The sequence below is a fragment of the Streptomyces sp. NPDC001770 genome (genome assembly GCF_053596135.1).
The window spans coordinates 78,793-92,486 of sequence record NZ_JBSFFN010000022.1 but is presented as its reverse complement, the minus strand read 5'-3'; the positions used below and the strand labels follow the sequence as shown (position 1 = coordinate 92,486).

The following is a 13,694-nucleotide window of genomic DNA, read 5'->3' as shown; positions in this document are numbered from 1 at the left end:
ACACCCCGGATGCCTCCGAAGCCCCGGACACGCCGAAGCCCCGGACACGCCGACGGCCCGGCCGGGGAGTTCCCGGACGGGCCGTCGGTCGGTGTGCCGCAGGTGTGCGCGATCAGCGGCCGACCGCGTATCCCTGCATGCCGCGCGGATTGGCGGCGGCGGACAGGACGCCCGTCTCGGGATCGCGGGCGACCGCGCAGAGCCGGCCCTCCGACCAGGCGTTGCCGACCGTGACCTCGTGGCCCCGGCGGCGCAGCTCCTCCACGACCTCCGGGTCCATGCCCTCCTCGACGGTGACGCTGCCGGGGCGCATGCCGCGCGGGTAGAACGAGCCCGGGAAGCTGTCGTTGTGCCAGTTGTGGGCGTCGACCGCGCCCTGCAGGTCGAGACCGCCGCGTACCCGGTCGCGCAGCACGGCCGCCAGGAAGAAGTGGACCTGCCACTGGTCCTGCTGGTCGCCGCCGGGGGTACCGAAGGCCAGCACCGGGACGCCGTCGCGCAGGGCGAGGGACGGAGTGAGGGTGGTGCGGGGGCGGCGGCCGGGGGTGAGGGTGTTCGGCAGGCCCTCGTCCAGCCAGGCCATCTGCAGCCGGGTTCCGAGCGGGAAGCCCAGCTCCGGTATGACGGGGTTGGACTGGAGCCAGCCGCCACTGGGGGTCGCCGAGATCATGTTGCCCCACCGGTCGACGACGTCGACGTGGCAGGTGTCGCCCCGGGTGGCGCCGTCCTTGGCGACGGTCGGCTCCCCGACGCCCGCGGCGGCGAGGCCCATGGCGTCGAAGCCCGGCTCGCCGGCGGCGACCGCGGAGGCGTGCGTGCTGAGGAGGGGGGTGCGGCCGTCGGGGCTGCCCGGACGCAGCTCCCGCGAGGCGCGGTCGGTGATCAGGGCACGGCGCTCGGCGTTGTACTCGGGAGAGAGGAGGGCTTCCAGGGGCACCTCGGCGGCGTCCCCGTACCAGGCCTCACGGTCGGCCATGGCGAGCTTGCAGCCCTCGATGAGCAGGTGCACGTACTCGGCGGAGCCGTAAGCGGGCAACTCCTCGGGGAGCAGGGCGAGCTGCTGGAGGAAGGCGGGGCCCTGGCTCCAGCCGGAGGCCTTGGCGAGGGTCCAGCCGTTCCATTCGTACGTGGCGGGGGCCTCGTACGTGGCGGACCAGCCGGCCAGGTCGGCGGCGGTCAGCGTGCCGGTGTGCCGGGTGCCGGTGGTGTCCATGGTGGGCCGGGCGGCCTGCCGGACCATCGCCTCCGCGATGAAGCCCTCGCGCCAGATGGTCCGGGCGGCCTCGATCTGCGCGACACGGTCCTCGCCGCCGGCCTTCTCGGCCTCGTCGACGAGCCGGCGCCAGGTGGCGGCGAGCGCGGGGTTGCGGAACAGCTTGCCGGGCTGCGGGGAGGTGCCGTCGGCGAGGTAGACCTCGGCGGAGGACTTCCACTCGTTCTCGAAGAGTTCCCGGACCGTCTCGACGGTCTGGCCGACGCGCTCGACGGGCGCGTGGCCGTCCTCGGCGTACCCGATCGCGTACCGCAGCACCTCGGCGAGGGTCCGGGTGCCGTGGTCGCGCAGCAGCACCATCCAGGCGTCGAACGCACCGGGGACGGCGGCGGCCAGCGGGCCGGTGCCGGGCACCAGCTCCAGGCCCAGCGAGCGGTAGTGGGCGGCGCTCGCCCCGGCGGGGGCGGGCCCCTGACCGCACAGCACCCGCACGTCGCCGTCCTTCGGCGCCAGGATGATCGGTACCTCGCCTGCGGGACCGTTGAGGTGGGGTTCGACCACGTGCAGGACGAAGCCCGCGGCGACGGCGCCGTCGAAGGCGTTGCCGCCGCTCTCCAGGACCGCCATCGCGGACTGCGAGGCGAGCCAGTGGGTGGAGGACGCCATGCCGAAGGTGCCCTGGAGGGTCGGGCGGGTGGTGAACATGGATGCGGCTCCTTGCTGCTGCGTGCGGGTGCGCGTGCGGATGCGGTGTTCGAGTGGTGGTGCGCGGAGGATACGGGGACGGCTACGGGGTCTCCGCGGCAGCTCCCGGGGTCGTGTCCGCGGCTGTGTCCGGGGCTGGTACGTCCGCGGTCGCGTCCGGGGCCGTGCCGTCGTCCGCGACCAGGTGGCAGGAGACTTGCCGGCCGCCGGGAAGCTCGCGCAGTGCGGGCACCTCCGTGCGGCACCGGTCGGTGGCCAGCGGGCACCGGGTGTGGAAGTGGCAGCCGGACGGCGGGTCGAGCGGGCTGGGGAGCTCGCCGTTCAGCACGATCCGCTTGCGCGAACGCTGGTCGACCGGGTCCGGTACGGGCGCCGCGGACAGCAGTGCCTGGGTGTACGGGTGCTTCGGCGAGGCGAACAGCTCGGCCGTCGGGGCCTGTTCGACGATCTTCCCCAGATACATGACGGCGATGCGGTCCGCGAGGAACTCCACGGCCGCCAGGTCGTGCGTGATGAAGAGGCACCCGAAGCCGCGGTCGCGCTGGAGGTCGGCCAGCAGGTTGAGCACCGAGGCCTGCACGGACACGTCGAGCGCCGAGGTCGGCTCGTCCGCCACCACCAGGTCGGGATCGCAGGAGAGCGCGCGGGCGATGGAGATGCGCTGGCGCTGACCGCCGGAGAGCTCGTGCGGGTGCCGGTCGGCGTGCTCCGGGCGCAGCCCCACCTGGGCGAGGAGCTGCTCGACCCGGGTGCGTATCGCTTCGCCGCGCGCGATTCCGTGCAACCGCAGCGGCTCGCCGATGATCTGACCGATCGTCATGCGCGGGTCCAACGAGGACGACGGGTCCTGGAACACCAGGTGGAAATCCTTGCGCAGGGGGCGCAGGGCGCGGCGGGACATGTGGGTCACGTCGGTGCCGTTGATCTCGACCGTGCCGCCGGTCGGCTCGTCGAGGCGTACCGCGCAGCGGCCGACCGTCGACTTGCCGCTGCCGGACTCGCCGACGAGACCGACGACCTCGCCGTGCCCGATGGTGATCGAGACACCGTCCACGGCCCGGACGGTGCCGCCGCCGGATGCGCCGAAGTGCCTTTCCAGGGAGGTTATTTCCAGCACCGGTTGCTGTGGGTCCGAGGGGGCCCGGCCGCTCGCGCGGGGTGCGGGGACGGTCTGCGCAGTGGTCACTGTCCGGTCTCCTGGTCGGGGCGCGCGGCGCCGGCCGGCACGGGGGTGGAAGTCTCGTCCGCGGTGAAGGGGTGCCAGCAGGCCGCCCGGTGGGAGGCGGCCGTGCCGGCTGAGAGGTCGACCGGGGGAGCGACGGAGTCGAAGCCGGGCCGCTTGCCGGTGCAGGTGTCGTCGGCACGGGCGCACCGGGGTGCGAATGTGCAGGCGTCGGGCCGGGTGTCGAGGTTCGGCACCATGCCGGGGATCTCGGGCAGCCTGCGCTTGCCCTCGCCGCCGGGCCGGAGCACCGCGCCCAGCAGGCCCCGGGAGTACGGGTGCCGGGCACCGGCGAACAGGTCGTGCACGGGCGCCTGTTCGGCCGGCCGGCCGGCGTACATCACCAGCACGCGGTCGGCGGCGTCGGCCACCACGCCCAGGTCGTGGGTGACCAGGACGATCGCGGTGCCGAGGCGTTCGCGCAGCGACTGGAGCACGTCCAGGATGCCCGCCTGCACGGTGACGTCGAGCGCGGTCGTCGGCTCGTCGGCGATCAGCACCGACGGGTCGCAGGCGACGGCGATCGCGATCATCACGCGCTGGCGCATGCCGCCGGAGAGCTGGTGCGGGTACTCGTCGACCCTGCGGTGCGGGGCGGGAATGCCGACCAGGGCCAGCAGTTCGACCGCGCGCGCCTTGGCTTCCTTGCGCCCGAGGCCCTGGTGCCTGCGGATCACCTCACCGATCTGCCGGCCGATGGTGAGGACCGGGTTCAGCGAGGTCATCGGCTCCTGGAAGATCATGGCGAGGTCCTTGCCCCGGATCTTCTGGAGTTCCTTCTCGGGTGCGCCGACCAGCTCGCGGCCGTTCAGCCGGATCGATCCGCCGATCCGCGCGGTGGGCGGCAGGAGGCCCATGGTCGCCATCGACGTCACGGACTTGCCGCAGCCCGACTCGCCGACCAGCGCGAGGACTTCACCGCGGGCGAGGTCGAAGGAGACCCCGTCGACGGCGTGCACCGTGCGGTACTCCGAGGGGAAGGCGACGGTGAGATCGCGGACGCTCAGCACGGGTTCGCCGTCGGCGCCGGTCTCCCGCGCGGGAGCGGTGAGGGTCTCGGTCATCGGGTGCCTCCGCGGGGGTCGAGGACGTCACGCAGTCCGTCGCCGAGCAGGTTGAACGCCAGCGTCGCGGCGACGATGGCCAGGCCCGGGAAGACGGCCAGCCACGGTGCGAGCGCGAGGAAGGACTGGGCGCCGGAGAGCATCACGCCGAGCGAGGGCGCCGGCGGCTGCACACCGAGGCCGAGGAAGCTGAGCAGCGCCTCGCTGATGATCGCGGCGGGGATGCCGACCGTGGCCTGCACGATGAGCGCCGAGGTGGCGTTCGGCAGGATGTGCCGGAACAGGACCGTGCCGTCGCCGCCGCCGTTGGCCACCGCCGCCGCGACATAGTCGACGTGCTTCAGCCGCAGCGTCTCCGCCCGGGTGATGCGGATGACCGCGGGGATCTGCGAGATGCCGATGGCGATCGTGGCGTTGGTCAGCGACGGGCCGAGGATCGCGGCGAGCCCGACGGCCAGTACCAGGAACGGGAAGGCGAGCATCGTGTCGGTGATCCGGGAGACGACGCTGTCCGTGAGCCGCCCGTAGTAGCCCGCCGCGAGGCCCAGCGGCACGCCGATCAGGAAGGCGAGTACCACGGCGAGCAGCCCGACCTGCATGGACGCCCGGGTCCCGTGGATGATCCGGGAGAGCTGGTCGCGCCCGAGGTCGTCGGTGCCCAGCCAGTGCGACCAGCTCGGTGCGTCCAGGACATTGGTGAAGTCCGGCTGCGCGGGGTCGTACGGGGCGATCAGCGGCGCGAAGAGCGCCGTGAGGACGAACACGGCGGCGATGATGCCGCCGATCAGCGCGAGGCGGTTCTTGCGCAGGGCGCGCAGCTTGCCGCCGCCCGCCTTCCGCACGGTGGCCTGCGCCGGGGTGGCGAGTGCGGTGGTCACCTGGCACCTCCGAGCCGGATACGCGGGTCGATGACCGAATAGACCACGTCGACCAGCAGGTTGATGAGGATGTACGCGGCGGAGGTGCAGAGCACCACGGCCTGGAGCGTGGCGTAGTCGCGGGTGAAGACGGCGTCGATGGTGAGCTTGCCGAAGCCCGGCAGCACGAAGATCTGCTCGGTGACCACGGCCCCGGAGATCAGATGGCCCAGCTGGAGGCCGAGCACGGTGACGACGGTGACCAGCGAGTTGCGCAGGGCGTGCCCACCGACGACCGCACGGCGGGAGAGCCCCTTGGCGCGGGCGGTGCGGACGTAGTCCGCGGAGAGCGAGTCGAGCATCGCACCCCGGGTCTGGCGCATCACCACGGCGGCGAGGCCGGAGCCGAGGACGATCGAGGGGAGCACCATCCGGCGCAGGTTGTCGAGCGGATCCGTGCCGAAGGGTACGTAGCCGGAGGCGGAGAACACCGGTATGGCGATGGCGAATCCGAGCACCAGCACGATGCCGAGCCAGAAGGTCGGGATCGATAGGCCCACCAGGGCGATGGCGTTGGCCAGCCACTCCTCCGGCTTGCCGCGCCGGACGGCGGCGATCACGCCCGCGCCGATACCGATGACGATCGCCAGGAGCAGTGAGAGCGCGGCAAGTTCGAGGGTGACCGGGAGGGCCTGGCCGATTGCCTGGGAGACCGGAAGGCCGGTGCGCGACGAGGTGCCGAGGTCCCCGGTGAGGGCGTGCCCGACGAACCGGCCGTACTGGACCACGATGTTGTCGTTGAGGCCGTACGCCTCACGGATCGCGGCGAGCGCTTCGGGGCTGCGCTCCTCGCCGGCGAGGGCGAGCGCCGGGTCGCCGGGGAGTGCCCGGATTCCGGCGAACACCACGATGCTCACGAGGATCAGGGTGATGAGCGACTGGCGCAGGCGCGTCAGCAGGAATTTCGTCAACGGATGTACCCCGCGTTCGTGACCCGGACCAGTCCGTCGCCGAAGACGCGGACGCCCGCGACGTCCTTGGAGGCGACGACGTAGTTCTTCTGCCGGTAGAGGTAGATCATGGAGTGGTCGTCCTGGACGCGCTTGGTGATCTCGTCGTAGATCTCGGTGCGCCGGGCCGGATCGGAGATGGAACGGCCCTCGTCGATCAGCTTGTCGAGGTCCGGGTCGCCGATGCCGTAGGCGTTCATGGCGCCCGCGGTCCTCAGGAAGTTGGAGACGTTGCCGTCCGGGTCGAGCCGGCCGGACCAGCCGCTGGTGAAGATGTCGTAGTCACCCTCGTCGGTCTCCGAGATCATGGTCGTGTACTCGGTGGGACGCAGGGAGAGTTCGAAGCCCGCCTCCTTGACCATGGCCTGGAGCACCTGGCCCACCCGGCCCTGCTCGGGGGTGGTGGAGGTCTTCAGCTCGACCTTGACCGGGAGCTTCACCCCGGCGTCCTTCAGCAGCCTCTTCGCCTTGGCGACATCGCGCTTGGGGCAGTTCTCGGGCTTGACCCCGGGGGCGATGCCGGACTGCGGGGAGATGGGGCCGCAGGCGGGTTCGTACATGCCCTGGAAGACCACGGTATTGAGGAGGTCGCGGTCGATGGCGAGATCGAAGGCCTCGCGGACGCGCACGTCGGAGGCGAGCGGAGTGTCGATCTTCCCCGGCTTCTCGCCGAGACCGTTCACGTTGCCCACGTTGACGCCGATGCCCTGGAACCCCAGCGAAGGAGAGTTGAAGAGCTGGAGGTTCGGCTCGGTGAGCGCGCTCTGCACGTCGACCGGGCCCATCTGGTCGCCGATCTGGACGTCGCCCGAACGCAGGTTGGCGAGACGGACGTTGCCGTCGGATATCGGCTTGTAGACGACCTTGTCGAGGTGGACCTTGTCCGCCGCGTAGTAGTTCGGGTCCTTCTCCAGCACGATCCGGTCGCCGCCGACCCGCTCCACGAAGCGGAACGCGCCGACACAGGACGGGTGGTTGGTGAAGTCCTTGCCGTACTTCTTCAGTGCGGTCGGGGACATCACCATGCCGGCCCGGTCGGCGAGGACACCGGTGAGCGGCGTGTACGGGTGGTCGAGCGTGATCCGTACCGTGGACGAACCGACGGCCACGGCCTCCTTGACCGGGCCGAGCTCCGTGGCGCGCGCGGAACCGGGCAGGTCGCGGTGGCGCAGCAGGGAGGTGACGACGGCCTTCGCGTCGAGCGGGGTGCCGTCGCTGAACTTCGCGCCCTTGCGGATGGGCAGGGTGACGGTCAGTCCGTCCGCCGAGATCCCGGGGAGCGACGTGGCGAGCTGCGGTACCAGGGTGCCGTTCGCGTCGATGTCGTAGAGCTTCTCGCACATGCCCGCGAAGACAGTGCGGCCCACGAGGGTCTGGGCAAGGCTGGGGTCGAGTTTGTCCGGGTCGGAGTTGAGCGCGACGGTGAGCGTCCCGCCGTCGCGTACGGGCCGCTCATCGGTTTTCCGTACGCCTCCGACCTCGGTTGCCGAGGACTGCAACGACGTGCAGCCCGAGACGAGTGACACCAGCGCAACTGCCACGAAGGCAACCGCTTTTCGGCGCACGGGGGCCTACCTCCCACCTGGGGGTCATCAAGGAATATCGCAGACCGTATTTCGCATACAGTCAACAAGCAAGGCCGTTGTCCGCATCCCGGACACTTTCGTGTAGAGGGCAACCTTGGTGCGGGGGAATGTCCCTTATCGAGGTGGAATCAGGTTGGTTGTGGTGGCCGGCGGGGAGTGCGGGCCTGCCGTGCTCGTCGCGTCGGCACACGGCTGGGCCCGCGCCTGTCGGTGCGTCCGTGCACGGCTGATCCCCGCCTCCGTCGCGCCTGTGTGCGGCTGGGCCCTCGCCCTCGCCTCCCGGGAGGCCCCGTCCTCACCCCCGCCGTGCGTTGACACGCGCGGGGCTTTTGGCGATGCTCTCGGAGAGCGCTCTCCACGCCCTGCGGGGAACGCCTCACGAGGGGGAACTCGGTGAAGCAGGAAGAGATCGACCGGCTGCTCGACACGCTGGACCCGCGCCAGAAGGTTCGGCTGCTCACCGGCGCCACCACCTGGCGTACCGCCGACGAGCCCGCCGTGGGGCTGCGCGCGATGACGATGTCCGACGGGCCGGCCGGAGTGCGCGGGGAGAGCTGGGACGAGCGGAACACCTCCGCGCTGCTGCCGTCCGCCTCGGCCGTCGGCGCGATGTGGGACGAGGAGCTGGCCGAACGCCTGGGCGGGCTGCTCGCCGCCGAGGCGAGGCGCAAGGGCGTGGACGTCGTGCTGGCGCCCACCCTCAACCTGCACCGGTCCCCGCTGAGCGGCCGCCACTTCGAGTGCTACTCCGAGGACCCCGAGCTGACCGCCCGTACCGGCGCCGCCCTGATCCGGGGCATCCAGGCGCAGGGCGTCGCCGCGACCGCCAAGCACTACGTCGCCAACGACTCCGAGACGGACCGCCTCACCGTCTCCGTCGACCTCGACGAGCGCACCCTGCGCGAGGTCTACCTCGTCCCCTTCGAAGCCGCCGTGCGGGCCGCCGGGGTACGGGTGGTGATGTGCGGCTACAACGCGGTCGACGGCACCACCCTGGCCGAGAGCCCGCTGCTGGCACGGCCGCTCAAGGAGGAGTGGGGCTTCGACGGCGTCCTCGTCTCCGACTGGGGTGCGGTGCGCTCCACCGTGCCCGCCGCCCGCGCGGCACTGGACCTGGCGATGCCCGGTCCCGAGAGCCCCTGGGCCGACGGACTCCTCCGGGCGATCGAGGACGGACACGTCCCCATGGCCGCGATCGACGACAAGGTGGGCCGGCTGCTGCGGCTCGCCGACCGGGTCGGCGCCCTCGACCCGGCGGCCCCGGCGGCGCCGACGCCGCTCCTGTCGGGCTCGGCGGACCCGGGCACCCTGCTGCGGCGTGCCGTCGCGGCCGGATGCGTACTCCTCGGCAACCGGGACGTGCTGCCCCTGGACCCGGCCTCGCTCGCCTCCCTCGCGGTGATCGGGGCGCAGGCGGCGGACCCCCGGGTGCAGGGCGGCGGGAGCGCGGGCGTCCACCCCCGGCACGTCTCCACCCCGCTCGACGCACTCCGCGACGCGCTCGCCCCCACCGCCCGGGTCGTGCACGCACCCGGCCCCGCCCTGGGCGCGCCCCCCTTCCTCGGCGGCCCCGGATGCCACGACCCGCGCGACAGCCGGCCCGGCGCCCTGCTGCGAGTGCTCGGCGCGGACGGCGCCGAACTGTACGCCGGCCACCGGGAGTCCGGCCGTCAGATCGAGCCCCCCCTGCCGCCCGGTGCGCACACCGTGGAGATCAGCGCCCGGCTGCTCCCCGGCACGGGCGGCGCCTGGACCTTCGGCGTCGGGGGATTCGGCCGGATGAGCCTCACCGTCGACGGGACACCGCTGGTCGACGGGGTGTTCCCGCGCGAGACCGACGACCCGGCCGTGGTGCACGTCAACCCGCCCAGCCAGTACGGGAAGACCGAACTCACCGCCGGACGGCCCGTGCTGGTCGTGGCCCGCCGCGAACTCGCCGACGGGACCGGCCGCGCCACCCTGGTGACGGCCGCGCCCCCGCTGCCCGACCGTGCGACCGCCCTGGCGGAGGCGGTGGACGCGGCCCGCGCGGCCGACGCGGCCGTGGTGTTCGTGGGCACCACGCAGGACAGCGAGTCCGAGGGCCACGACCGGACGACCCTCGCCCTCCCGGGCGACCAGGACGAGCTCGTCCGCGCGGTGGTCGCCGCCCAGCCGCGTACCGTCGTCGTCGTCAACTCCGGCGGCCCGGTGGAGATGCCGTGGCGGGACGCGGCCCCCGCCGTCCTGCTGACCTGGTTCCCGGGGCAGGAGGCGGGGACCGGGCTGGCCGACGTCCTGTTCGGCGCCGCCGAGCCGGGCGGCCGGCTGCCGACCACCTGGCCCGCCACTCTCGCCGACGCCCCGGTCCGCGCGGTCCTGCCGGTGGACGGCGTGCTGCGGTACGCCGAGGGCCCGCACATCGGCCACCGGGCCTGGCTGCGCGCACACCGCACGCCCGCCTACTGGTTCGGCCACGGACTCGGGTACACGGCCTGGGAGTACGAGAGCGTGTCCGTACCCCCGGCGCCGGAGGCGGCCGACGAGGAGACGGCCTTCACCGTCTCCGTACGGCTCCGCAACACCGGCGGCCGGCGGGGCCGGGAGGTCGTGCAGGTGTACCTCGCCCGGCCCGGCTCGGCGGTGGAGCGCCCCGTGCGGTGGCTGGCCGGATACGCCTCGGTCGAAGCCGGCCCGGGCGAGACCGTCACCGCCGCCGTACGCGTACCGCACCGTGCCCTGCACCACTGGTCCCCGCAGGAGCAGGGGTGGCTCACCGAGCCGGGCACGTACGAGGTGTACGCGGGGTCGTCCGCCGGGCGGCTGCCCCTGGCCACCACCGTGGACGTCGGGCGAGCGGCGCACGAAGGTGTGGTCGGAGAGCGCTTCCCGTACCGCTGACGGACGTTCGCGGGCCGCCGGTAGGGTACCGGCATGAGCAGACGCGCCCCCAGGCTCGAAGACGTCGCGCGGGAGGCGGGCGTCTCCCGCGCCACCGTGTCCCGCGTGGTCAACGGCATACGCAACGTCGACCCGGCCATCCAGGACGCGGTACGCGACGCCATCGCGCGGACCGGCTACGCACCCAACGGCGCCGCCCGGGCCCTGGTGACCCGGCGGGCCCGTACCCTCGCCCTCGTGGTCTCCGGGGCGGGGGACGACTCCGAGGACGGGCAGAACCTCTTCGCCTCCCAGGCGCTGGCCGACCCGTTCTTCGGGCGGGTCGTCAGCGGGGTCGTCGGCTTCCTGCGCCCCCGGTCGATGTACCCGGTGCTCATGTTCGCGGAGACGGACGCCGCCCGGCGCGAAGTGGTCGAGTACCTCCGGCAGGGCCGGGCGGACGGCGCGCTGATCTTCTCCACGCACGCCGAGGACCCGCTGCCCGCCCTGCTGGCGGCCGAGCGGCTGCCCTGCGTGCTCTTCGCCCGCCCCGGGGCTCCCGCCCCCGTGACCTACGTGGACCTGGCGCACCGGGACGGCGCCCGGCTGGCCGCCGAACACCTGCTGGCCAGGGGCTGCCGACGCGTCGCCACCATCACCGGACCGCTGGACCTGCCGGCCGCCCAGGACCGGCTGGCCGGGTTCCGCGAGACGATGGAGCGCCACGGCCATCCGTACGTACCCGTCGCCGAAGGCGGGTTCACCGCCGACAGCGGGGCGTCCGCACTCCGCCGGCTGCTGCGCGAACACCCGGCGATCGACGGGGTGTTCGCCGCGAACGACGTGATGGCCCGAGGAGTCTGCGAGGCCCTGCGGGAGCTCGGCCGCCGTGTCCCCGAGGACGTCGCGGTCGTGGGGTTCGACGACTCCAGCGCCGCGCTCGCCGCCGAACCGCAGCTCACCACGGTCCGCCAGCCGATGGAGGAGATGGCGGCCCGCATGGCGAGCCTGCTCCAGGAGGAGATCGAGGGCACGCGGACCGAGCCCACCGCCGTCATCTTCGACCCCGAACTCGTGGTGCGCGCCTCCGCCTGAGCGGGCGGGGGCGATCAGGGACGGTCGAGGCGAGGGCGATCAGGGCAGGTCGGAGGCGTCCCGGCGGACCTGGTGTGCGGGCCCCGCGTCCCGGCGGACCTGGTGTGCGGGCCGGGTCCGCCGGTGCAGGTGACGGGGCGTCAGGGAGTGATCTCGTACGGCTCCCCGCAGATGTAGTCCACGCCCGCCTCGGTCAGACACTCCTGAACGGTGATGGGCGCCTTCAGGGTGAAGTCGTCCGCGTTCTCCACATCGACGCCGGAGGCGCTGACGCTGACCAGGGAGACGCAGCTGCCGTCGCAGGAGCCCCGCAGGTTGAGCCGTGCGCCGTGGCTGTCGGCCTTGGTGTCCTTGATGTTCGCGTGCACTACGTAGGTCCCCACGGCCGGCCCCGGGGTGAACGTGCCCCATGCGTGGGCTCCGACGACATCGGCCGAGGTGCCGGTGGCGTTCCACGAGGTGATCGCCACGGCGGCGTTCGCCGCTCCCGTCGAGAGCGTGGCGACCGCGGTGGCGGCGAGGACCGCTCCGGTGCGGAGCAGGTGGGTGAGTCGCATGATCCTATTCCTTGGGAAGAGTTGAGGCGCTGAGGAGGTCCGGAGGGGTGGCCCGGACGGGACGGCCCGGTCACTCGGGCTGGCTGACCACGCCCTTGCACTCGGGTGTGGCATCGCTGGTGCCCGGCTGGGCCGCCGCCTTGACGGTGTTGAACTCGGCCAGGTAGGCGTCGTGCACCGCGGCGATGTCGATCTTGAGCAGTGCCTCGTCGTTCTCCCGCAGTGCCGGCCCCGTGTAGTTGTGGCTGCCGGTCCACATGACGCGCTTGACCGTGCCGTCGTACTTGCCGTCCACCAGCAGGTACTTGGAGTGGATGATCCGACGGCTGGTCGCGGAGTCGCCGTCGTGGTCGTCGTTGTAGCAGACCGGGGCGAAGCCGCTGACCGAGTGCAGCGTCTCCCAGGTGCCGGGGGTGGCTCCGTCGGCCGAACTGGCCGCGCTGTCCGTCTCCGTGTAGACGAGCTCGACCGTACAGCCCGCCTTCTTCATCGCGACGAGCTTGTCCGCGACGCCCTGCCGGGTGAACTTGAACATCCCTACACGGATCTTCGTGTGCTTGGCCGTTCCGTCCGAAGCGGTGTAGTTGCAGGTGATGTTGTCGAGCGTGTTCCAGATGGTGTCCGTGCTGTTCCCCGTGCCCGGGTAGTAGGGGAAGAAGTAGACCTTGTACGGGGAGAAGGTCTCGCTGGTGTAGGTCCACGCGGACCAGTCCTTGCCGGCGAGCTTGCCGAAGTACTTCGCGTACGCCTGGTAGATACCGGTGTTGTAGGTCAGCACGTACGCGTCGTTCCAGAACGCGCTGTACGCGGACGGCGAGAGGTTGGACGAGGTCTGCACGACCACGTCGGAGGCCCCGTCCACCTGGGAGAAGAGCCAGAACTTCTGGTGGTTGATCGACTTCCCGAACTCGGGCCTGCCCAGGCAGGACCTGCCGGCCGGGCAGGTGCCGACGAACGACGTACCGGACGTGTCGGTCCCCAGTGCGGCACTGAGGATCCCGTAACTCGGATCGCTGGGACGGGAACTGACGGAACTCTCGTCCAGCATGATCTGCACGTCCACGCCGCGCAGGCTGTGCGCGTCGGCGAGGGCCTGTGCCACCCCTTCGTCCCAGAAGTGATAGAGCGCGACCTTGATCGAGGATCCCGCGGGGCTGCTCCCGATGTAGCTCAGCAACTGCGTCCTGATGGCCTGTTGCTCGGCCGTGGTGCCCAGCGGGTTGTTGAAGACGGCCCTGGACGGTTCGGTCGCCGTGGCCCCGGTGGCGGCACCGGCCGGCGCGGCGTGCGCGCCGGGAACGCCGGTCGTGAGCAGGGCCAGGGTCAACGCGGACGCGGCGGCTCCGCTCCGTCTGACCCATGGTGCGCGCGGCATGTGGTTCCCCTCCCGATCGGTGGCCGCGCACACGTCGACGAGCCGTTCGTTCCGGTGAACGGCGGCGCGGCCCGAGGATCCTCGCAGACCGGACGGCTCAGTGGAACGGTTTTGATCAAGCCTCAAGTGGACCTCAAATTAAGGGCGTTGA

Annotated in this window: 10 protein-coding genes; 2 read left to right on the top strand and 8 right to left on the bottom strand. The window is 72.1% G+C overall.

Annotated elements, in window-relative coordinates:
* Positions 1–112: 112 nt before the first annotated feature.
* From ACWCSV_RS20590 to ACWCSV_RS20565, 6 genes are all read right to left on the bottom strand, one after another.
* Positions 113–1,918 (bottom strand): gamma-glutamyltransferase family protein, encoded by a 1,806-nt coding sequence (locus ACWCSV_RS20590; protein ID WP_451144185.1) that lies wholly within the window; start codon positions 1,916–1,918, stop codon positions 113–115.
* Positions 1,919–2,000: 82 nt separating this feature from the next.
* Positions 2,001–3,035 (bottom strand): ABC transporter ATP-binding protein, encoded by a 1,035-nt coding sequence (locus ACWCSV_RS20585; RefSeq protein ID WP_451144253.1) that lies wholly within the window; start codon positions 3,033–3,035, stop codon positions 2,001–2,003.
* A 65-nt stretch (positions 3,036–3,100) separates the two neighbouring features.
* Complete coding sequence (locus ACWCSV_RS20580) at positions 3,101–4,204, bottom strand: ABC transporter ATP-binding protein (protein ID WP_451144183.1); 1,104 nt, start codon at positions 4,202–4,204, stop codon at positions 3,101–3,103.
* Positions 4,201–5,082: an ABC transporter permease subunit gene (locus ACWCSV_RS20575; protein ID WP_442809375.1), complete on the bottom strand. Its 882-nt coding sequence runs from the start codon at positions 5,080–5,082 to the stop codon at positions 4,201–4,203. The genes ACWCSV_RS20580 and ACWCSV_RS20575 overlap by 4 nt, the downstream gene beginning before the upstream one ends.
* A complete protein-coding gene (locus tag ACWCSV_RS20570) occupies positions 5,079–6,032 on the bottom strand; it encodes an ABC transporter permease (protein WP_451144181.1) in 954 nt (317 codons plus the stop codon). Before ACWCSV_RS20570 ends, ACWCSV_RS20575 begins: the two co-directional genes overlap by 4 nt.
* Positions 6,029–7,612 carry an ABC transporter substrate-binding protein gene (locus ACWCSV_RS20565; protein ID WP_451144179.1) on the bottom strand — a complete coding sequence of 528 codons (1,584 nt, stop codon included), beginning with the start codon at positions 7,610–7,612 and terminating at the stop codon, positions 6,029–6,031. The genes ACWCSV_RS20570 and ACWCSV_RS20565 overlap by 4 nt, the downstream gene beginning before the upstream one ends.
* A gap of 438 nt (positions 7,613–8,050) precedes the next feature.
* Here ACWCSV_RS20565 and ACWCSV_RS20560 point away from each other — a divergent pair, with 438 nt between their 5' ends.
* Both ACWCSV_RS20560 and ACWCSV_RS20555 read left to right on the top strand, forming a co-directional pair.
* Positions 8,051–10,537: a glycoside hydrolase family 3 C-terminal domain-containing protein gene (locus ACWCSV_RS20560; RefSeq protein ID WP_451144177.1), complete on the top strand. Its 2,487-nt coding sequence runs from the start codon at positions 8,051–8,053 to the stop codon at positions 10,535–10,537.
* A gap of 33 nt (positions 10,538–10,570) precedes the next feature.
* Positions 10,571–11,611, top strand: coding sequence for a LacI family DNA-binding transcriptional regulator (locus ACWCSV_RS20555; protein WP_451144175.1), 1,041 nt, complete (start codon positions 10,571–10,573; stop codon positions 11,609–11,611).
* A 140-nt stretch (positions 11,612–11,751) separates the two neighbouring features.
* On the opposite strand, the gene ACWCSV_RS20550 is transcribed toward ACWCSV_RS20555, so the two are convergent.
* Both ACWCSV_RS20550 and ACWCSV_RS20545 read right to left on the bottom strand, forming a co-directional pair.
* Positions 11,752–12,168 (bottom strand): hypothetical protein, encoded by a 417-nt coding sequence (locus ACWCSV_RS20550; protein ID WP_451144173.1) that lies wholly within the window; start codon positions 12,166–12,168, stop codon positions 11,752–11,754.
* A gap of 70 nt (positions 12,169–12,238) precedes the next feature.
* On the bottom strand, positions 12,239–13,543 hold the full coding sequence (locus tag ACWCSV_RS20545; RefSeq protein ID WP_451144171.1) for a phospholipase D-like domain-containing protein: 1,305 nt from the start codon (positions 13,541–13,543) through the stop codon (positions 12,239–12,241).
* Positions 13,544–13,694 lie beyond the last annotated feature (151 nt).

Excerpts from the sequence above, each read along its gene's own strand:
- ACWCSV_RS20590 (WP_451144185.1), bottom strand. The coding sequence starts at position 1,918 with ATGTTCACCACCCGCCCGACCCTCCAGGGCACCTTCGGCATGGCGTCC.
- ACWCSV_RS20580 (WP_451144183.1), bottom strand. The coding sequence starts at position 4,204 with ATGACCGAGACCCTCACCGCTCCCGCGCGGGAGACCGGCGCCGACGGC.
- ACWCSV_RS20555 (WP_451144175.1), top strand. The coding sequence starts at position 10,571 with ATGAGCAGACGCGCCCCCAGGCTCGAAGACGTCGCGCGGGAGGCGGGC.
- ACWCSV_RS20550 (WP_451144173.1), bottom strand. The coding sequence starts at position 12,168 with ATGCGACTCACCCACCTGCTCCGCACCGGAGCGGTCCTCGCCGCCACC.
- ACWCSV_RS20545 (WP_451144171.1), bottom strand. The coding sequence starts at position 13,543 with ATGCCGCGCGCACCATGGGTCAGACGGAGCGGAGCCGCCGCGTCCGCG.